This window comes from Streptomyces sp. NPDC046712 (genome assembly GCF_040645695.1).
GTDB lineage: Bacteria > Actinomycetota > Actinomycetes > Streptomycetales > Streptomycetaceae > Streptomyces.
Genome location: NZ_JBEYYW010000012.1, coordinates 178,595 through 199,089 on the forward strand (window position 1 = coordinate 178,595; position 20,495 = coordinate 199,089).

The 20,495-nt window shown below is 73.2% G+C and carries 14 protein-coding genes and 1 pseudogene; 5 read left to right on the forward strand and 10 right to left on the reverse strand.

Annotation, left to right across the window (positions count from 1 at the left end; all coding sequences use genetic code 11):
- Positions 1 to 55: 55 nt before the first annotated feature.
- Positions 56 to 1,234 (forward strand): exonuclease SbcCD subunit D, encoded by a 1,179-nt coding sequence (locus tag ABZ939_RS18220; RefSeq protein WP_361855562.1) that lies wholly within the window; start codon positions 56 to 58, stop codon positions 1,232 to 1,234.
- On the forward strand, positions 1,231 to 4,467 hold the full coding sequence (locus ABZ939_RS18225) for an SMC family ATPase (RefSeq protein ID WP_361855565.1): 3,237 nt from the start codon (positions 1,231 to 1,233) through the stop codon (positions 4,465 to 4,467). The genes ABZ939_RS18220 and ABZ939_RS18225 overlap by 4 nt, the downstream gene beginning before the upstream one ends.
- On the opposite strand, the gene ABZ939_RS18230 is transcribed toward ABZ939_RS18225, so the two are convergent.
- From ABZ939_RS18230 to ABZ939_RS18240, 3 genes are all read right to left on the reverse strand, one after another.
- On the reverse strand, positions 4,457 to 4,903 hold the full coding sequence (locus ABZ939_RS18230) for an Lrp/AsnC family transcriptional regulator (protein WP_361855568.1): 447 nt from the start codon (positions 4,901 to 4,903) through the stop codon (positions 4,457 to 4,459). The two genes, ABZ939_RS18225 and ABZ939_RS18230, sit on opposite strands and share 11 nt — an antisense overlap.
- A gap of 119 nt (positions 4,904 to 5,022) precedes the next feature.
- Positions 5,023 to 6,714: a DUF885 domain-containing protein gene (locus ABZ939_RS18235; protein ID WP_361855571.1), complete on the reverse strand. Its 1,692-nt coding sequence runs from the start codon at positions 6,712 to 6,714 to the stop codon at positions 5,023 to 5,025.
- A gap of 49 nt (positions 6,715 to 6,763) precedes the next feature.
- Positions 6,764 to 7,261: an Lrp/AsnC family transcriptional regulator gene (locus ABZ939_RS18240; RefSeq protein ID WP_361855574.1), complete on the reverse strand. Its 498-nt coding sequence runs from the start codon at positions 7,259 to 7,261 to the stop codon at positions 6,764 to 6,766.
- 65 nt (positions 7,262 to 7,326) lie between these two features.
- Here ABZ939_RS18240 and ABZ939_RS18245 point away from each other — a divergent pair, with 65 nt between their 5' ends.
- Positions 7,327 to 8,526, forward strand: a complete 1,200-nt coding sequence (locus ABZ939_RS18245) for a PLP-dependent transferase (RefSeq protein WP_361855655.1) — start codon at positions 7,327 to 7,329, stop codon at positions 8,524 to 8,526.
- On the opposite strand, the gene ABZ939_RS18250 is transcribed toward ABZ939_RS18245, so the two are convergent.
- From ABZ939_RS18250 to ABZ939_RS18275, 6 genes are all read right to left on the reverse strand, one after another.
- The gene (locus tag ABZ939_RS18250) at positions 8,453 to 9,853 is read right to left on the reverse strand and encodes a GNAT family N-acetyltransferase (protein WP_361855577.1); all 1,401 of its coding nucleotides are present in this window, start codon (positions 9,851 to 9,853) and stop codon (positions 8,453 to 8,455) included. The genes ABZ939_RS18245 and ABZ939_RS18250 overlap by 74 nt on opposite strands.
- A gap of 97 nt (positions 9,854 to 9,950) precedes the next feature.
- A complete protein-coding gene (locus tag ABZ939_RS18255) occupies positions 9,951 to 12,632 on the reverse strand; it encodes a DUF6493 family protein (protein ID WP_361855580.1) in 2,682 nt (893 codons plus the stop codon).
- Positions 12,629 to 14,005, reverse strand: coding sequence for an SWIM zinc finger domain-containing protein (locus ABZ939_RS18260; RefSeq protein WP_361855583.1), 1,377 nt, complete (start codon positions 14,003 to 14,005; stop codon positions 12,629 to 12,631). Before ABZ939_RS18260 ends, ABZ939_RS18255 begins: the two co-directional genes overlap by 4 nt.
- 149 nt (positions 14,006 to 14,154) lie before the next feature.
- Positions 14,155 to 14,469 (reverse strand): transcriptional regulator, encoded by a 315-nt coding sequence (locus ABZ939_RS18265; protein WP_361855586.1) that lies wholly within the window; start codon positions 14,467 to 14,469, stop codon positions 14,155 to 14,157.
- A complete protein-coding gene (locus ABZ939_RS18270) occupies positions 14,466 to 14,888 on the reverse strand; it encodes a hypothetical protein (protein WP_361855589.1) in 423 nt (140 codons plus the stop codon). The genes ABZ939_RS18265 and ABZ939_RS18270 overlap by 4 nt, the downstream gene beginning before the upstream one ends.
- Before the next feature lie 80 nt (positions 14,889 to 14,968).
- On the reverse strand, positions 14,969 to 16,558 hold the full coding sequence (locus tag ABZ939_RS18275; RefSeq protein ID WP_361855592.1) for an alkaline phosphatase D family protein: 1,590 nt from the start codon (positions 16,556 to 16,558) through the stop codon (positions 14,969 to 14,971).
- 367 nt (positions 16,559 to 16,925) lie between these two features.
- On the opposite strand from ABZ939_RS18275, the pseudogene ABZ939_RS18280 reads away from it, so the two are divergent.
- A pseudogene (locus ABZ939_RS18280) lies at positions 16,926 to 18,487 on the forward strand (serine hydrolase).
- A 166-nt stretch (positions 18,488 to 18,653) separates the two neighbouring features.
- Here the strand turns inward: ABZ939_RS18280 and ABZ939_RS18285 are convergent.
- Positions 18,654 to 19,484, reverse strand: coding sequence for an alpha/beta fold hydrolase (locus tag ABZ939_RS18285; RefSeq protein ID WP_361855595.1), 831 nt, complete (start codon positions 19,482 to 19,484; stop codon positions 18,654 to 18,656).
- Positions 19,485 to 19,598: 114 nt separating this feature from the next.
- On the opposite strand from ABZ939_RS18285, the gene ABZ939_RS18290 reads away from it, so the two are divergent.
- On the forward strand, positions 19,599 to 20,483 hold the full coding sequence (locus ABZ939_RS18290) for an RNA polymerase sigma-70 factor (RefSeq protein ID WP_361855598.1): 885 nt from the start codon (positions 19,599 to 19,601) through the stop codon (positions 20,481 to 20,483).
- The last annotated feature ends 12 nt before the right edge of the window (positions 20,484 to 20,495 follow it).

Genomic DNA, 20,495 nt, shown 5'->3' on the forward strand with positions numbered 1-20,495 from the left:
CCCGATCCGCCGAACCCCCGACCGATGTCCGACCCCACCGATACGCTCCTCGATCATGAGATTCCTGCACACGTCGGACTGGCACCTGGGACGGTCGTTCCACCGGGTGAGCCTGCTCGACGCCCAGTCCGCGTTCCTCGACCACCTGGTGGCGACGGTGCGCGAGCGCGACGTGGACGCGGTCCTGGTCGCCGGGGATGTCTACGACCGGGCCGTGCCGCCGCTCCCGGCCGTCGAGCTCTTCGACACCGCCCTGCACCGGCTCGCCGAGGCCGGCGTGCCGACCGTCATGATCTCCGGGAACCACGACTCGGCGCGCCGCCTCGGCGTCGGCGCCGGTCTCATCGAGCGCGCCGGAATCCACCTCCGTACGGACCCGGCCGGGGTCGGCACGCCCGTCGTGCTCACGGACGCCCACGGAGACGTGGCCCTGTACGGCCTGCCCTACCTCGAACCGGCGCTGGTCCGCGAGCGGTTGGGCGCCGCCAAGGCCGGACACGAGGCGGTGCTCGGCGCCGCCATGGACCGGGTCCGCGCCGACCTCGCCGAGCGGCCCGCCTCCACCCGCTCCGTGGTCCTCGCCCACGCGTTCGTCGCGGGCGGCGAACCGAGCGACAGCGAACGGGACATCACCGTCGGCGGCGTCGCGGCCGTACCCGCCGGCGTCTTCGACGGGGTCGACTACGTGGCCCTCGGCCATCTGCACGGCAGCCAGACCGTCACCCCGCGCGTGCGCTACTCCGGCTCCCCGCTCGCCTACTCCTTCTCCGAGGCGGACCACCGCAAGAGCATGTGGCTGATCGACCTCGGACCGGAGGGCGGGATCGAGGCCGCCGAGCGCGTCGACTGCCCGGTGCCCCGGGCCCTCGCCCGGATCAGGGGCCGACTGGACGACCTGCTGGCCGACCCCGCCCTCGTACGCCACGAGGAGTCCTGGGTCGAGGCGACCCTCACGGACCCCGTGCGGCCGTCCGATCCCATGGCTCGGCTCACCGAACGCTTCCCGCACACCCTGAACCTGGTTTTCGAGCCCGAGCGCACCGAGAACGATCCGTTCGCCTCGTACGCGCAGCGGCTGCGCGACCGGAGCGATCAGCAGATCGCGGAGGACTTCGTGGCCCACGTGCGCGGCGGCGCCGGACCTGATGGCGCCGAACGGACCGTGCTGTACGGCGCGTTCGACGACGTGCGGGTGGACGCGGCGGAGCGGGAGCGCGAGGTGGGGGCCCGGTGAGACTCCACCGCCTCTCCGTCACCGCGTTCGGGCCCTTCGGGACCACCCAGGAGATCGACTTCGACGCCCTGTCCTCCGCGGGGCTCTTCCTGCTCCACGGACCGACCGGCGCCGGCAAGACCTCCGTCCTCGACGCCGTCTGCTACGCCCTGTACGGCGCCGTGCCCGGCGCGCGGCAGTCCCCGGGAGCCTCGCTCCGCAGCGACCACGCCCCCGTGGGGACGTACACCGAGGTCACGCTCGAACTGACCGTGGGGGAGCGGCGGTTGGAGATCACCCGGCGGCCGGCCCAGCCGCGCCCCAAGAAGCGGGGCGGCGGCTTCACGACCGAGAAGGCGCAGAGCTGGCTGCGGGAGTACGACGCCGGCACGGCGGAGTGGACCGGACTCAGCCGCTCCCACCAGGAGATCGGCGAGGAGATCACCCAGCTCGTCGGCATGAGCCGGGAGCAGTTCTGCCAGGTCGTCCTCCTTCCGCAGGGCGACTTCGCACGCTTCCTGCGGGCCGACGCCGAGGCGCGCGGCAAGCTGCTCGGGCGGCTCTTCGACACCCGCCGGTTCGCGGCCGTCGAGGAGCGACTCGCCGATCTGCGGCGCGCCGCCGAGCAGCAGGTACGGGACGGGGACGAGCGGCTGCTCGCGCTGGCCCACCGGATGGCGCAGGTCACCGGCGGTGCCGTGGTCGAGGAGCGGCCCGGCGAGCCCGGGCTCGCCGAGGCCGTCCAGACCCTCGCCGCCGTGGCCCGCTCCGAGGCGCGCGAGGCGCTCGACATCGCCGACTCGGCCGTCTCGGCGGCCGAGTCACGACAGGCCGCGGCCCGTCACACGCTGGACGCGGAGCGGGACCTGGCGACCCGTCAGGCGCGGTACGCCGAGGCGCGGCGACGGCAGGAGGAGCTCGAGGCGCGCCGCTCCGAGCGGGACGCCTGGGAAGCCACGCTGGACCGCGCCCGCAAGGCCGACCGCGTGGCGCCCGCCCTCGGCCTGCGGGCCGACGCGGAGCGCGAGCACGCGGCGGCGGGCGCGGCCCGCGAGCAGAGCCGCGGCAGGCTGCCCGCGGACCTGGCCGACGCGGGCGCGGAGCACTTGTCCGCCCTGGAACGCCGGCTGCGCGAGGAGCTGGGCGGACTCGAGTCCGCGCGGCGGGCCGAGCGGCGCAGCGCGGAGATCGCCCAGGAGCGCGCCGTCCTGGAGCGCCAGGCCCGCGCCGACGAGGAGACCCTCCAGGAGGCGGGCGGCTGGCTCGCCGGGTGGGACGCGCGGCGGGCGGAGCTGACGGCGCGCATCGAGTCGGCCCAGGAGGCCGCGGCCCGCGCCGAACACCTCGCCGGCCGCCTCGAACCCGCCCGTCGCAGGCTGTCCGCGGCCCGCCGCCGCGACGACCTCGCCGAGCGGACGAGCACGGCCGAGTCCCGGCTGACGGAGGCCCGCGAGCGCCGCAACGCGGCCCACGAGGCCTGGCTCGACGTCAAGTCCCGCCGTCTGCAGGGCATCGCGGCCGAACTGGCCGCCGCCCTGACCCCCGGCGCCCCCTGCCAGGTCTGCGGCTCCGCCGACCATCCGGCCCCCGCCCGCACGGGCGCCGACCACGTCGACCGCACCGCGGAGGACGCGGCCTACGCAGCCTTCACCCACGCCGAGGAGACCCGCACCACGGCCGAACGCGAACTCGCGGTCACCCGCGCGTCCTGGTCCACGGCCCGCGCGGAGGTCCTGGCGGGGCCGGGCCCCACGATCCCGACGCAGGGCCGCACCTCTGCCGACGCGGATCCGGTCGCAGGGGTCCTCACGAGAAGCACCACCGCCACCTCGAATACGGGCCACACGCCCGTCGACGGCGAGCCGTCCGTCCCGCACGCCTCCGTCGGGCGGGCCCCGAGCGGCACCGCGGGCGACCGCGAGGGCGGCGCTTCCGTGGCCGGCAGGCAGATCCCGGCGGAAGTGGCCGAGCCCACCGTCACCGAACTGGCCCGAGAGGTCGAGGAGTTGGCGCGGCGGCACGCCGAGGCGCATGCGCTCGCCGCGCAGACGCACGGCGCGCGTGAGGCGCTCGCGCGGGCGGAGCGGGAGTACGAGACCCGGTCCGGCGCGCAGCGGGACGCCGAGCGGCGGGTTGCCGGGCGGACCTCGCAGCGGGAGGCGCTCGACCGCGAGCAGGCCGCCCTGGACACCGAGCTGGTCAGAGGCCGGGGCGAATCCGGGAGCGTCGCCGAGCACGCCTCGCGCCTCGAGCGGAAGATCGCCATCCTGGTCGACGCGGCCGAGACCGTCCGCACCGTGGATCTGACCGCCCAGCGGCTCAAGGAGGCCGACGACCGGCTCGCCGACGCCGCGTTCCGCGCCGGCTTCGACACCCCGGCCCAGGCCGCCGCCGCGCTCCTGGAGGACGGCGAGCGCCGCGCCCTCCAGCACCGCCTCGACGCCTGGCAGGCGGAGGCCGCCGCCGTGGCCGACCGGCTCGCCGAGCCCGGGACGCGGGCCGCCGCCGACCTCCCGCCCGCCGACCCGGCATCCGCCGAGGCCGCGCACGCCGCGGCCGAACGGGCCCTGCGGGACGCCACCTCGGCCCTCGCCGCCGTCCGCGACCGGAATGCCGAGCTGTCCCGGCTCTCCCACGAGGCCGACACCGAGGTCCGCCGCCTCGGGCCGCTCCGCGTCGAGTACGAACGCGTCGCCCGGCTCGCCGGACTCACCGCCGGCACCTCGGCCGAGAACGAGCGGAAGATGCGCCTGGAGTCGTACGTGCTGGCGGCCCGGCTCGAACAGGTCGCGGCCGCCGCCACCGCCCGTCTCCAGCGCATGTCCTCCGGCCGGTACACCCTGGTCCACTCCGACGCCCGCTCCGGCGGCAGGCGCGCCGGCCTGGGCCTCCACGTGGTCGACGCCTGGACCGGCAACGAGCGCGACACCGCCACCCTCTCCGGCGGCGAGACCTTCTTCGCCTCGCTGGCGCTCGCGCTCGGCCTCGCCGACGTCGTCACCGACGAGGCCGGCGGCGTCAGGCTCGACACCCTCTTCATCGACGAGGGCTTCGGCAGCCTGGACGACCAGACCCTCGACGAGGTGCTCGACGTCCTCGACTCCCTGCGCGAACGGGACCGCAGCGTCGGCATCGTCAGCCACGTCGCGGATCTCCGCCGCCGTGTCCCGGCCCAGCTGGAGGTGGTCAAGGAGCGGCACGGCTCGGCCGTGAAGCTCCGTACGGGAGGCGACCTCGGCGGCCTCAGCGGCTGATGGCGCGCCGGGGGAGGGGCGAGGAGTACACGACGCTCGTCGTCACCGAGCCGAGCGTGGCGACCTTCCCGGAGATCTCCTCCAGATGCTTCATGGACCGGGCGGCGACCTTGATCACGAAGCAGTCGTCGCCGGTCACATGGTGCGCCTCCAGGACCTCCGGGGTGGTCTCGATCAGATCGTGGAACGGCTTGTAGTTGCCGTTGGGGTAGCGCAGCCGGACGAAGGCCAGGATCGGCAGACCGAGCCGTTCCTGGTCCACCACCGCCGTGTATCCGGCGATCACCCCGGCCTCCTCGAGCCGCCGCACCCGCTCGGTCACGGCGGAGGCGGACATGGAGACGGCCCGCGCCAGCTCGGCGAAGCTGGCCCGCCCCTGAGTCTGCAGGGCCTCGAGGATGCGCCAGTCGGTGGCGTCCGGTGCATATGCGGTCATGAGCGAGATCGTGCAGGGGAATCCCCGGACGATCAAGGCAGGCCCGGGGAGTTCTCACCGTCCGGAACGGGAAGCGGGCCGGATTCCACACCCGGCCCACCTGCCCTCCCGGCGATGCGTCACAGGCGCGAGATCTCGTCCACGAGGTCGTCGAGACCCAGTGGGCCCTGCGACAGCGCCGCCATGTGCCAGGCCTTCGCGTCGAACGCGTCGCCGTGCGCCGCCCGCGCGTTGGCGCGGCCGAGCAGCCAGGCACGCTCGCCCAGCTTGTAGCCGATCGCCTGGCCCGGCATCGAGAGATAGCGGGTCATCTCGCTCGCGACGAAGGCGGGCGGACGGCTGCAGTGCTGCTGGAAGAACTCCTCCGCCAGCTCGGGCGTCCATCGCTCTCCGGGGTGGAAGGGCGAGTCCGCGGGGATCTCCAGCCGCAGATGCATGCCGATGTCGACGATCACGCGGCAGGCGCGCATCATCTGCCCGTCCAGATAGCCGAGCCGCCGTTCGGCGTCCGGCAGGAAGCCGAGCTCGTCCATGAGCCGCTCCGCGTAGAGCGCCCAGCCCTCCGCGTTGGCGCTGACCCCGCCGATCGTCGCCTGGTAGCGGGAGAGCCGGTCGGCCACGTGCACCCACTGGGCGATCTGCAGGTGGTGGCCCGGGACGCCCTCGTGGTACCAGGTCGACACCAGGTCGTACACCGGGAAGCGGGTCTGGCCGTCGACCGGCAGCCAGGTGCGTCCGGGCCGGGAGAAGTCCTCCGAGGGGCCGGTGTAGTACGGCGCGGCGGCGCCGCCGGGCGGCGCGATGTGCGACTCCACCTTCCGCACCCGCTCGGCGAGTTCGAAGTGGGTGCCGTCGAGCGCCTCGATCGCCTCGTCCATCAGGCTCTGCAGCCAGACCCTGACCTCCTCGACGCCCTCGATGTGGGTGCCGTGGACGTCGAGGTGCGCGAGCGCCTCCCAGGGACCGGAACCGGGCAGGATGCGCTCCGCCTCGACGCGCATCTCGCCGAGGAGACGGTGGTACTCGGACCAGCCGTACGCGTACGCCTGGTCGAGGTCCAGGTCCGTGCCGTTGAAGTAGCGCGACCACCGCTGGTAGCGCTCGCGGCCCACCGTGTCGGGCGCGCCCGCGACCGCCGGGGCGTACACCTCGCGCATCCAGTCCCGCAGCGAGGCGATCGCCTCGGTCGCGACACGGGCCGCCGCCGCGAGCTCCGTACGCAGGGACTCCGGCCCTTCGGCGGCGAACTCCTCGAACCAGCCGCGGCCTTCGGCGTCCGAACCGGACCACTCGGTCAGCTGGTCGATGAAGGTCGCTGTCGGCCGGGGGCCGCCCAGGAGCTTGCGCTCGAGACCGAGGGCGAGCGAGGCGCGGTAGCCCTCCAGGGCCGCCGGAACCGCGCGCAGCCGCTGTGCCACGGCCTCCCAGTCCTCCTCGGTCTCCGTCGGCATCACCGTGAACACCATCCGCACACTGTGCGCGGGGGACCGCATGTTGCTGACCGTACAGAGGCCCTCATCGGCCTCGTGGACGGCGAGTTCGGCGGTCAGCCGCTCCCGGAGCAGTCGGCCGCAGCGCCGTTCGGCATCGGTGTCCGCGCCGGGCCGCCGCTCGGCCTCGTCGAGCAGGGCCAGGGTGCGGCGGGCGAGATCGGCCACCGCCTCCTGTCCGGCCGGCGAGAAGTCGGGAAGGAGGCCGGCGCTCTCTTTGACTCCCAGGTATGTACCGGTGATCGGGTCGAGTGCGATGAGTGCGTCGACGTAGGTGTCGGCGACCTGGCGGGGCAGCGCGCTGCTGGAAGTCTCTGGCATGAGGTTCATCCTCGTGCCTCCACCGTCCTCGCGTCACCCTCAATCGATCTCAGTCGGCTGACAAATGAGCGGCCGGAGAGGGCGGGAGAAGAGGGCCGCACTCCCACTGCTGGAAGATCAGCCGGGTCTCGACGCGGGCCACCTCGCGGCGCGAGGTGAACTCGTCGAGCACGAGTCGTTGCAGGTCGGCGGGGTCGGCCACGGCCACGTGCACGAGATAGTCGTCGGGGCCGGTCAGATGGAACAGCGCCCGGGACTCCGGAAGCGCGCGAATGCGGTCGACGAAGGGACCGATGAGTTCACGCCGGTGTGGGCGGACCTGGACAAGGAGGAGCGCTTCGAGCCCTCGGCCGAGTTTGGCCGAATCCAGTCGTAGCCGGTGCCCAAGGATCACTCCCGTGCGGCGCAGCCTGGCCACCCGGTCCAGGCAGGTGGACGGTGCCACGCCGACCTCGGCGGCGAGTTCGCGATAGGTGGTCCGGGCGTCGTTCTGCAGGAGGCGAAGTATGTGCAGATCGACCGGGTCCAGTACGACAGAATCGGCCATCCGCCGAACGTAGCACGGACATTCGATGCTACTTTCCGGTATCCGTTCACAGTGCCGCCATGTACATGGACTATGACGCCTCCACCCCCAGGGCGCTGGCCACCGAAGCCGTGCACGCCGGCCGTGAAGATCTCGCGGGGCTCGGCCTGCACGCCCCGCCGATCGACCTGTCCACGACCTACCCCTCGTACGACACCCGGGCCGAGGCCGCCCGGATCGACGAGTTCGCGACCACGGGAGCCCAGCTCGACGGGCCGCCCGTCTACGCCCGCCTGGACAACCCCACCACCGCCCGCTTCGAGACGGCGCTCGCCCGGCTGGAGGGCGCCGACTCCGCCGTGGCCTTCGCCAGCGGCATGGCGGCGCTCACCGCCGTGCTGCTCGTACGGGCGAGCCTCGGGCTGCGCCACGTGGTGGCCGTCCGGCCGCTGTACGGCTGCAGCGACCACCTGCTGAACGCCGGCCTGCTCGGCACCGAGGTCACCTGGACCGATCCGGCGGGCATCGCCGATGCGATCCGCCCGGACACCGGTCTGGTGATGGTGGAGAGCCCCGCCAACCCGACCCTCGCCGAGGTCGACATCCGCGCCGTGGCCCACGCCTGCGGCTCGGTGCCGCTGCTCGTGGACAACACCTTCGCCACCCCGGTGCTCCAGCGCCCGGTCGAGCACGGGGCACGGATCGTGCTGCACAGCGCGACCAAGTACCTGGGCGGGCACGGCGACGTCATGGGCGGCGTCGTCGCCTGCGACGAGGAGTTCGCCCGCATGCTGCGCCAGGTGCGGTTCGCGACCGGCGGTGTGCTGCATCCGCTGGCCGGCTATCTGCTGCTGCGCGGGCTCTCCACCCTGGCGGTACGGGTGCGGGCGGCCTCCTCGACGGCCGCGGAGCTGGTCCGGCGGCTCGCCACCGATCCGCGCATCGCCCGGGTCCACTACCCGAGGGTGGGCGGCGCGATGGTCTCGTTCGAGGTGTACGGAGACCCGCACGACGTGATCGCCGGCGTACGGCTGATCACGCCGGCGGTCAGTCTCGGCAGCGTCGACACCCTGATCCAGCACCCGGCCTCCATCAGCCACCGGATCGTGGCCGAGGGAGACCGGCGCAACGCGGGCGTCAGTGACCGGCTGCTGCGGATGTCGGTCGGGCTCGAGGACGTGGAGGACCTGTGGCGGGACCTGACCCAGGCGCTCAGCGCTCCGCCTGCTGGTACTCCTCGTACGACAGACGGCTCCGCGTCGGAGTCGCCCCGAGCCGTGCGGTGATGACGAGGGTCCCCTCCTCGATCTGGTAGTCGAGGGGGAGGTTGAGCGCCCGCATCGCGGCGACCATGCCCGTGTTGGAGGACTGGGTCACCGCGTAGACGCTCTCGCATCCCGCCTCGACGGCCATCGCGACCAGCCGGCCCAGCAGTTCGGAGCCGATGCCCCGGCGCTGCCAGTCGTCCTCGACCATCAGGGCGACCTCCGTCTCGTCGCCGTCCCACAGCAGATGGCCGAGGGCGACGAGCCGGCCGGAGGCCGTCTGCACGGCCAGGGTGCGGCCGAAGCGGGGGCTGAGGAGGTGGTTGAGATAGCGGTCGGCGTCGCCCACCGGCCCGTGGTAGCGCAGGCCGAGCGTGCGCTCGGAGCAGCGGTCGTGCATGGCGCGGGCCGCTGCCAGGTCGCTCTGGTCGACGCGGCGGACCGTGATCTCGTTGCCCTCGGGCAGGGTGAGGACGTCGTGGCTGCGCGGGATGCGCGGGCCGAGGCGGGCGTCGAGTTCGACGAGCGCGCGGGCTCGGGCGAACTCGGTCGGGGTGAACGGCAGATAGGGCCGCTCGATCGTGATCGCCCCGCCGTTCGGGTCGCGCAGCCGCATCACCGTCTCCTCCAGGACGCCCTCGACCGGGGCGGTCTCGCCGGTGGGGCGGCCGGTCAGGGAGACGGCCGGCAGGGAGTGGATGGTGCAGCGTCCGAGCAGCTGACGCAGGGCGAGCGGGAGTTCGGCCGCGTCGAGGGCGGTACGGGTGGCGAGACCGAGCAGCCGGGTCGGGGTGTCCACGAGGTCGTGGGCGTCGGCGCGCTCGATCCAGGTGTTGCTTCCGCCGGCGGCCGCGATCTCGCGGGTGAGCTGGTTGGCCTGGAGTGCCGTCGGGGCGCGCAGCAGGAACTCGTCGACGGTGCCCTCGGCGAGCGGGTGGGTCTGCAGGGTCAGGATGTCGACCTCGTGGCGGGCCAGCGCCGTGCACAGCGCGGCCAGGCTGCCCGGGGTGTCGCGGACCGTGGTCCGCATCCGCCAGAGGGAGGTCTCGACGGGCTCGCCGTCGTCGGTACGGGTGGCCGCCGGCAGCGGGGTGCGCCCGCTGCCGCCGGGATCACTGGCGGGGGGCGCATGGCTGTGACGCCGTGCCCACCATGTGTGGAAGGTGGCGGTGGCGATCAGGGCGATCGCCGAGAACACCAGCATGTACGGACCTTCGGCGCCGCGGACGACGGTCTTGGCGATCGTGTCGGCCACCACCACGGCCGTGAACAGGGCGGCCAGCTCGATGAGGTCCCGCCGCCAGTGGTGGGGGCGGCGGGCACTCTTCGCAGAAGTCACATCAGTCATGACCTCACTCTGACCCAACGGTGTTGCGTGATCACGAACGCTTTGTGACTGACGGGTTAAGCGCCGATCTGCGGCCTTAGCGGCGGTTTTCGGCCGGTTACGACGCGGCCTGATCGAGCTGGACGGACGGATCCCGCAGTGCCTTCCGCAGCCGCCGGGCCTGGACCACGAGCTGGGAGGAGCCGCCGCGCTCGGCGACCGCGTCGAGACCCGTCATCCCGGCCGTCGCCCCGCACCGCTCCACGCAGTCGGCGGCCACGGCCACCAGTTCACCGAGTCCGCGCACCGGCTTCTCCGCCGCCAGCAGAGCGGGCAGCGCACCCGACAGCACGGCCCACGTGGTGGCGTACGCACCGGTGGCGGCAGCCGTACGGGCAGCGTCCGCGAGCCGGTTGGGCTTCACCGTGCCCTCGCCCACGAGCCCGGCCAGCGTCTCGCCCAGCCGGGGAGCGTCGAGATCGCCACGCGCGGCCAGGACGAGAAGCGCGTCGACCGCGGTCAACCGGTCCTCCGCGTGCCGGCCGCCGAGGCCGATCGCCACCGCGAGATGCGTCGCCGGACCGATCGGCCCCTCGCACTCGACCAGCGCCGTCAGACCCCAGGCCGCTCCGCGCTCGTCCCACTCGGCCCCGCCGGCAAGGACGGGCAGCAGCCAGGTCGCCAAGGTCTCCCGGTCGTCCGGCAGGACGCCCGGCCAGTTCTGCCGCTCGCCGCCCCAGTGGTGGCAGCGGTGGTTGACCTCGGTCGTGGCGCCGCCCAGCCATTGGAACGCCGGCGGGAACTCCTCGCGTACGGCCCGCCGTTCCCGGATCTTCAGGACGAGACGGTCCGCCAGCCACCACTTTCCGTCCCCCTCGTCGCGGCCGCGGGTCAGGAACCGCACACCGGGCGCCAGGGACGCGTCCGCCGTCAGCCAGTCGGCCAGCCGCTCACCGGCCCGGGTGCCGAGCTCCGCGGCTGCCACCGCCGCGTCCCGGGCGGACGGATCGGCCTTGCGGACCCGTAGCAGCGCCTGCGCGAGGTCGGCCGGGGCCGGTTCGATCCCCGCGTCCCGGTAGTCCCGCAGCCGTCGGACCAGCACCGACGGATCGATCGCCCCGGTGTGCCAGGTGGGGGCGGCGAGCAGGAACGGGATCCGATCCGTACCGATCAGGGAGGCGACCTCCCACAGTCGGGCGTCGACCACCCTGTCCATGGCGCGGTGCACACAGCCGGAAGGGCTCTGCCCGTCAACCAGCGCACCGCGGATCCGCGCGGGCCGCACCATCCCCATCAGGGCGGCGAGGACGACGTCCACACCATAGGTGCCGTGACCGAAGGGATCCCGCAGGCGTCCGTCCGGCGACTTCTCCATCCAGAACGCGTCGGCGAACGCGGCCGCCACCGCTCCGGTCAGCTCCTCACGATGACGATGCACATGACGGACGAGACCGTCCAGCGCGCGCTCGAACTCCTCGGGCGCGTCCGTGCGGCCCTTGGAGACCGCCACCAGATCCTCGACCAACTCGGCGACCGTGCCGGCGGGATCCGCCACGCGCCGCAGCTCCGGAACCGGAGGAAGGATCTCCTCGTACGGAACGTCGTCGCCGAAGTCCGTCGCCGCCCCGAACAGCTCCTCGGCCGCCTGCCGGTGCGCCGGGCTCAAGGAGGCCGCGGCAGCCGCCAGTTCCTCGCGCACCTGCCCGTCCACCGTCGCCAGGTGCCGGCCGACCAGCTTCAGCGCCCGCTCCTGGATGCCGGTGTCCGCGTGCCCGAACGCATCGGCCACCACGGGCAGCAGTTCGGCCGCCGCGCCGGGCAGGCGCCGCAGCTCCTTGGCGAGCAGCGACAGTTGGGCCCGCACCAGCTTCTTCTCCGTGCGGAACAGCACCGGCCCGGACATCTCGACGAGATCCTGAACGGTGAGCGACCCTTCCGCGGCGAGCCCCGCCAGGACCTCCTGCGCATAGGCCGCGACCGGCGACGGCGCGTCGGCCGCCATCCCGATCCATTCGGCCGTCCGCCCGCGCCGCTCCTCCGTATCCGTGCCGAGAAGCTGGAGCAGGGTGAGCGGGAAGCGTAGATCGCGGGGCCTCCCGCCGCGCAGCAGCCGCGCGACGCAGCCGTCGATCAGGCCCGCGCGGTCGAGGACGCCCTCGTCGGCCAGCGCCTTGAGCGCGGTGGGCCAGTGGGTGGGGGCCTCCGGTCCCGCCGACCAGGTGAGCCGGTCGGGGGTCTCGATCATGTCGAAGATCCGCGGTACCAGGATGGGGGTCTGCGGGTCGGCCCGCAGCAGCTCCAGAAGCTTCCGGTCGGTCATCTCGGCCGTCCAGCCGAGGATGTAGCCGTCCGTCGTCGGCACGGCGCAGCCGGACCGGACGACCAGTTCGTGGACGAGCCGGTACTCGCCCTGCGCCACGGCAGGCCGCTCGGCGAGCCGCTGGGCGAGGTCGCCCAGCCATGCCGGCTCCCGGTCGGCGAGCACCTCCAGGACCAGCTGCGTGGTCGAGCGGCCCCAGTCGGACAGATCGCGGCCACCGATCCAGGCCGCCGCGGCCGCCGCGCCCGTGTGACACCCCGCTCCGGCGATCCGCAGCGCGCGCTGGACCTTCGTCTGCTCGTCCCAGCGATCCCAGCTCCAGCCGCGGACCTCCGTCCGCAGCGCCTTGACCTCCGGGAGTGCCGCCTTCCGGCCGGCGGGCCCCAGCTCCTTCAGCAGCCCCGGAACGTCCTCGGCCCGTCCCTCGCGGACCGCTCCCAGCAGCGCCTTCACCATGATCTCCTCGTTCCCGCCGCTCATCGCGCGCCTCCGGCGACCACGGTCATCGCGCCGCGGCGGGCCATCCGCACCGCGAGCGCGTGCTTGCACGGTCCCCGGCGGCCCCGGTAGTCCGCCCACCACTGGCAGGTGCAGCTCAGCACTCCGCCGGACTCCCGTACCTGGTAGCGCCGCTCGCCGGAGGTGACCGCCGCGAGCTCGCCGTCGAGCACGACCGCCCCCTCCGCGACCAGGGCACGCGCGGCCACCAGACGGGGGTTGTGCCGCTCGGCGCGGTCCGCGTCGTACGGGAGTTCCCGGTGGAAGTACGCCGCGTCGGCCACGTCGTAGCCGACCCGGCCCGCCGTGCCGAGACGGGTCAGCGCCGCCCGTACCCGGTCCACCGAGAGGCCCGCCTGCGCGGCCAGTTCGGCGAGGTCGATGCGCGGCTCCCAGGCCAGCAGCACCGAGACGAGCTCCGCGTCCTGCGCGGCTTCCTCGGTCGCCAGTGCCTCCAGGACGCCGCCCTCGCCGGAGAAGCCCCGGGAGGCGTCGGGCGACAGAGTGAGCGTGAGCCGCATCCCCGGCAGCGTCACCTCCCAGGCGCTCGCGGTGGCGACCCCGTCCGGCACCGGCCCGTAGACCCGCAGGGCGGTCGCGTGCCGCAGCACCCGCTCCAGCGCCACCAGCCGCTCGGGACCTGGCAGGCAGACGGCGCCCGCGACCGGCCGGGTGGTGGGTCGCAGGGTGCGGCCGGTCTGGACGACCCAGAGGGGACCGGCACCGCGGCCCTGCGAGCGCGGCAGCGAGCGCAGGAACCGCACCGCCTCCGGACCCGTCAGCTCCGCGCGCAGGTCGAATCCGGCGGAGGCCACCTGCGCCTCGGCGAAGCCGCGCAGCCAGCGGTCGGGCAGCGGGACCTTCTTCTCGACGACCGCACCCTCGAGGGTGGTCACCGCCAACTCGTCCGGGCCGACCCGCAGATGCAGCGGATCGCTTCCCGTCATACGGGACAGGGCCTCACGCAGCGGATTGTTGACGTCGACATTGGTGGTGCCGTGTCCCGTCTCCGCGCCGTCGAGCCCCTCGCTGAGCACGTCGAGGCGTGCGTACACGCCGCCGCATCCCGAGAACGACTCGAACCGCAGCCGGTCGCCGTTCCCCGTCACGACCGGGTCCAGTGACCCCGGCCGTATCCGCTGGTAGTAGCGGGCGGCCGCCACGTCCGCGACCGCGAGCAGCCCGCGCGCGGCGATCTGCGGGGACGTCAGAAAGCCGGAGAAGAACCGGGGATGCGCCTCGGCCCCGGCGGGTGTCAGCCCGCCGGAGGTCTCCAGGCCGAGCAGCCGACCGGCCCCGGAGGACTCCAGGGCGGACGGGCGTGAATAGGCGAGCGCCTGTACGGATCGCGTCATGGAAAGGACGGTAGGACCCCCCACTGACAATCGACCTCGGCCGCAGCCTGAGCCGCGCCACGCCTGCCGGCGACCGTCCAGCTCGGCCGCCGGCGGCCTTCCCGCTCATGCCCCTGAGCCGCGCCACGTCCTGCCGACGACCGCCCCGCTCACGCCCCGGCGATCGCCCGCAGCGCTTCCAGATGACGCCGGTACACGGCCCGGCCCTCGGCCGTCAGCGCCAGCCACGTCCGGGGCCGGCGCCCCACCCGGCCCTTGCCCACCGAGACGAGACCGGCCTCCTCCAGCGCAGCGACCTGCTTCGACAGCGCCGAGTCGGTCACCTCCACGAGGTCGCGTACGAACGAGAACTCCGCCTTGTCCAGGGGCGCGAGCGCCGCCACGACCGACAGCCGCACCGGCGACGTCAGCAGCGGCTCCAGGTCGTGGCGTGGGTGCGCGCCCTGCTTCTCCTTGGAGGTCACGCCGTCGGCCTCCGCGTCTCCAGCCAGGCCCCGACCGCGGGCGGCAGCGCGCAGCCGACGGCCGCGACCACGGCGAAGGGGACGCTGCCCGACCACACATTCAGCCCGAGAACCAGCGCCGCCGCGTACAGCGCGCCCCACGTTCCGATGACGAGCCCGTGCCGCAGTCCGAAGCCCCGCCGCACGGCCCGCTGACGGGCGGCGTACGCGCTCAAGCCGGCCACGACGAGCGCGTAGAGCGTCATCGACACGGCGACCACGAGCGGGCTCCGCCACAGCAGGACCGTCGGCACCAGGGCGAGTTGGGTGGCTCCGAAGACCAGCAGATATCGCCGGTACCAGCCACTGCGGCGGCGTACCGCGTCCTCCATGGCGCGTGACCGGTGCAATGCCTGCGCCGCGTCCGTGTATCCGGACATGACCATCCCCCTCGTGCTCGGCGGCAAGTACTTTCCACTATGGCAAGTAAATGCCGCCGAGGCAACGAGCGGGAGTGGTCTCACTGACCGACGCGACCCGGCTGAAGTACCTTGCTGAACAGGACAGTTCCGCCCTCCGCCCGGAGCCGGACGGTCAGCTCGCCGCTGCCGCCGTCGATGTCGACCTCGCCGAAGTACTGCGGGCTCTCCATCGGCGAGAGGTTCGCCCGCTCCGGTGCCCGTACGAAGACCCGCTCGGGCCCGAACGTGGCGTCCAGCTTGTTGGCCGGGAAGCCGCCCGCGGCCAGCGGACCGGAGACGAACTCCCAGAACGGGGCGAAGTCCTGGAACGCGGCGCGCTCGGGGGCGTAGTGCTGGGCGGAGGTGTAGTGGACGTCGGCGGTCAGCCACAGCGTGCCGGTGATCCTCCGGTGCTTGATGAACCGCAGCAGCTCCGCGATCTGCAGCTCCCGGCCGAGCGGGGCGCCCGGGTCGCCCTGGGCGATCGCCTCGATGTTCGCCGAACCGTCGGGGACGACGAGACCCAGCGGCATGTCCGCGGCGAGCACCTTCCACACTGCCCGAGACCGGCTCAACTCCCGCTTGATCCAAGCAAGTTGTTCCGCACCGAGAATGCCGGTGGTGTCGTCCGCCTGCCGACCGGGGGAGTTGGCGTTGCGGTACGAGCGCATGTCGAGCACGAACACGTCGAGCAGCGGTCCGTACCGCACCACCCGGTGCATCCGGCCCTCCGCGGACTCCCCGCGCGCGTGGAGGGTGGACACCGGGAAGTACTCGGCGAACGCCCGGGAGGCACGGGCCGCCAGCACGTCCACGTCCTTCTCCGTGTACCGGGCGTCGTCCAGGATCTGGCCGGGGTACCAGTTGTTGCGGACCTCGTGGTCGTCCCACTGCACGATCGACGGGACCTGCGCGTTGAAGGCGCGCACGTTGTGGTCCAGGAGGTTGTAGCGGAAGTTGCCGCGGTACTCGTCCAGGGTCTCGGCGACCTTCGCCTTCTCCGGTGTGGTGACGTTCCGCCAGACCCGGCCGTCGGGCAGCGTCACGCTCGGCTGGATGGGGCCGTCCGCGTAGATCGTGTCGCCGCTGCACAGGAAGAAGTCCGGGTTCAGCCGGCGCATCTCCTCGTACGCCCGGAAGCCGCCGATGTCCGGGTTGATGCCCCAGCCCTGCCCGGCGATGTCGCCCGACCAGAGGAAGCGCACCCCCTCGCGGCGTCGCGCCGGAGCCGTGCGGAAGGTACCGACGACCGGTTCGCCGGTACGGCGCGGGTCGTCCGGGTCCGCGAGCGTGACCCGGTAGTGGATCTGCTCGCCCGCGGGCAGTCCGCGCAGCGCCGTCGTCCCGGTGAAGTCGGTGCCCGCGCCGAGCAGCGGACCGAGGTGGCGGTGGGTGCGGCGGAACGATTCGCTCGCCGAGGTCTCCACGATCATCCGGGCCGGCCGGTCCGCACGGACCCAGACCAGCCCCGAGGAGGCGGTCACGTCGCCTGTCTGGACACCCCACGCGGCCCGTGGCCGTCCCGAGAGCGCCAGCGCCGGGGCGGCGGCCGCGGCGCCACCGAGGGTGAGCGCCGCCGACGCGGCGAGCGAGCCGCGCAGCACGCCGCGGCGGGCAGGGGACGGGCGGCCGGGGACGGAGTGGGACATCGAGGCGCCTCCAAGTTCTGAGCCGGGTGGGTCCGTTGTGGCGCTCCCATGCCTAGCGGTCAGGGGCGGCGCGCACACGAACCCCGCGTGAACAGACCGGAGTCGGCCCCCGTTCGGCCCTGCCGCAGCCACGTCCCCGCCGTCAGCCTGGCCGTGCGCACCGCCTCGCGCAGCGCCGCCTGAAGCGCCCGACCACGCCCCGCGCCGGTACGGCCCGCCGCCGCCGGGAGCAACAGCGCCCAGGCCGGGTGGGCCCGCATTCGGAACGTCCCCCTCCGTGCCCTGATGTCGGGGGGCGAAGTCCGAAGGCCCGAGATTCCGGCAGTGCGCCGGGCACCGCGCGACAGACTCCGGCGCAGGCCTTTGAATGGGACACGTGAGCCCCTTTCGACTGCTTGCCGCGGCCGGGCTGACGGCGCTGCTGGGCGCCACGGCCCCCGGACCCTCGCCGCCCCCGGCCCAGCCCCCGGCCCAGCTCGACGACGCGGATGTCGACCGGGCCGTCGACCGCCTCGACGGAGTCGTCGAGGCGGCCATGAAACGCACCGGAGTGCCGGGCGTGGCCGTCGCCGTCGTCCACAACGGCGAAGTGCTCCAGCTCAAGGGGTATGGCGTACGGAAGGCCGGCGAGAAGCCCCCTGTCGACGCGGACACCGTCTTCCAGCTCGCCTCCGTCTCGAAACCGATCGCCTCCACCATCGTCTCCGGAGCCGTGGGCGTCGACGGCTGGAGCAAACCCGTCGCCCCGAACGTGCCGGACTTCCGCCTGAAGGACCCGTGGGTCACCTCCCACGTGACGGTCGCCGACCTCTTCTCGCACCGCAGCGGTCTTCCCGACCACGCCGGGGACCTCCTCGAAGACCTCGGCTACGACCGTGAGTACATCCTGTCCCACCTGCGCTACGAGCCCCTCGCCCCGTTTCGCGCGAGCTACGCCTACACCAACTTCGGTTTGACGGCCGCGGCTCAGGCCGTCGCCGACGAGAAGGGCGTGCCGTGGGACAAGCTCGCCGCCGACACCCTTTACAAGCCGGCCGGTATGAACTCCACCAGCTCTCGCTTCGAGGACTACGAGAAGGCCTCCGACCGCGCGTAGGGCCACGTCGAGGTCGACGGAGCCTGGAAGGCGCAGTTCGTACGGGACCCGGACGCCCAGTCACCCGCCGGCGGGGTCAGCTCCACCGCCCGTGACATGGCGACCTGGCTACGGCTGCAGCTCGCGAACGGCAAGCTCGACGGCAAGCAGATCATCGGTGCCGACGCCCTGGAGCGCACCCACTGGCCCGAGGCGGTCGCCAACCCGCCCGGCGCCCCGGCCGGCCGGACCCCGGCTTCTACGGCCTGGGCTGGAACGTGAGTTACGACGACGAGGGCCGGCTCAGGCTCTCGCACACGGGAGCGTTCGCCCAGGGTGCGCACACCAACGTGACGATGCTGCCCGGCGAGCAGCTCGGCATCGTCGTCCTCACCAACACCTCACCGGTCGGCGTCGCGGACGCCGTCGCCCTCGACTTCTTCGACATCGCGCAGACCGGCGAGATCAGCCGCGACTGGATCCCCATCGTCGACGCGCTGTACCAGCAGGAGGCGGAGGCGGGCCGGTCGAAGACCGACTACGCCCGTCCGCCCTCCGGTGCCGCGCCCGCGAAGGCCGCCGACACCTACGCGGGTACGTACGAGAGCGACTACTACGGGCGGGCGGAGGTCGTCGCCGGTGCGGACGGCGTCCTGACGCTCCGTCTGGGCCCGAAGCCCCAGTCGTACCGGCTGACGCACTACGACGGCGACACGTTCAGTTTCGAGACCGCCGGGGAGAACGCCGTCGGTCGCACCGGGGTCACCTTCACCCCGGACGGGAAGTCTTTCACCGTCGAGTACCTGAACACCGAGGGGCTCGGCACCTTCACCCGTGGCGGGGATTCCGGGTGACGGTCCGTCGGTACACGGCCCGGCGATTCCGGTCGCCCCGGCACTGGCCGCGGCGCTCGTCTCCGCCGGCGGTTTCGGCCTCCCGCAGGCCGCGGGCAGCGTCCTCGTGGGCGCCGGAGCGGCCCTCGGGACGGGCCTGTTCACCCGGAGCCCGCGGGCGGACCGGTCAGCGGCTGCCGTCGAGGATCACCCTCGCCACGAGAGCCGGGTCGTCGTTCATGGGGACGTGGCCGCAGCCGGGCAGCCGTACGAGCCGGGCTCCGGGCAGGGTGTGCTTGGCCCGGACGCCCTGCCGGCGCAGCAGCAGCCGGTCGCGGGTGCCCCACGCGATGGTGACCGGCACCGCGGAGACGTCTTCGCCGAACAGCACGGTCCGGCCGGCCTCCAGCGTGTCCCGGAATCCGGTGGCCCCGCGCAGCGCGAGCGTCTCGGCCACCACCGCCTCGGGTGAACGGCGTCCGGGACGTGCGTAGATGGTGCTCGTCAGCGCCGTACGCCCGGCGGCGCTGCGGGACAGCCGCTCGATCATCGGCACCGGCATCGAGAGCGCGGCGGCCCGCATCGCGCGCAACGTGCCGAAGGCGTACCGGCGTTCGCTCTCCGACCAGAATCCGGCCGGGGAGAGCGCGGTGACCGACCGCACCAGCTTCTCCCGGCCGAGTTCGAGGGAGAGGAGCCCGCCGAGGGAGTTGCCCGCCACGTGCGGCCGTTCGATCCCGAGGGCCTCGCAGAAGGCGCCGAGCACCGGCACCACCGTCGACAGGTCGTAGGCGCAGCCCTCCGGCAGCGCCGGTGAGGCGCCGAAGCCGGGCAGATCGACGGCCACGACGTCCCGTTCGGCGGCGAGGATGTCGAGCACCGGCTCCCACGCCTGCCAGTGGTGACCGATGCCGTGGAGCAGCAGCAACGGCTCGCCCGCGCCCCGGCGCTCGTAGGTCAGGGACATGGGGCGCGGACCGCGCGGGGATTCGATGGTGAACGAGATCTGCTCGGACATACGCCTGCTCCCTGACTTAGACACCCTGTCAGCAAGAATTACCGCTCAGTAGCCAGGAGTTCAAGGCTCCAGACGAAACTGGACAGAGACCGGTCGGTCGGCTGGGATGGGGGAGTGGCGACCGACACCCTGACCGACGTCTTCGAAGACCACCGGCCGATGCTCACCGGCGTGGCCTACCGCATGCTCGGCCGCGCCGCGGATGCCGAGGACGTGGTCCAGGAGGCGTGGCTGCGCTGGACGTCCGCGGACCGCGCCGACGTCCGCGAGCCGCGCGCCTTCCTCGTACGGATCACCACCCGCCTCGCCCTCGACCGGCTCCGCCAGGTCCAGGCGCGTCGCGAGTCCTATGTAGGGCCCTGGTTGCCCGAACCCGTCGTCACGGACTTCGGGCCGACCGTTCCCGACACCGCCGAGCGGGCCATGCTCGCCGACTCCGTCTCGCTCGCCGTGCTCGTCGTCCTCGAGTCCCTCTCGCCGCTGGAGCGCGCGGTCTTCGTGCTCCGCGAGGCGTTCGGCTTCCCCTTCGGCGAGATCGCCACCGCACTCGACCGCTCCGAGGCCGCCGTCCGCCAGCTCGCCGGCCGGGCCCGCCGTCATGTCGACGAGGGCAGGCCCCGTTACGACGTCGACCCGGCCGAGCGGCGCGACCTCACCGAGCGCTTCCTCGCCGCCGCGGCCGGCGGGGACCTCGATCAACTCCTGGCCCTGCTCGCCCCGGACGTACGCCTCGTCGGCGACAGCGGCGGCAAGTCCAAGGCGCCGCTGCGGATCATCGAGAGCGCGGACAAGGTCGGCCGCTTCCTGCTCGCCGTCAGCCAGGGCTTGGACACCGTCCTCGAATTCCGCTTCATGGAGCTCAACGGAGGGCCCGCGCTGCTCGTCCTCGTCGACGGCAAGCCCGACACGGTCTTCCAGATCGAGGTGCGAGACGGGTACATCCAATGCGTCTACATCGTCCGCAACCCGGACAAACTTCACGCCGTCGACGTCGGTTGACCGCCGACGCGG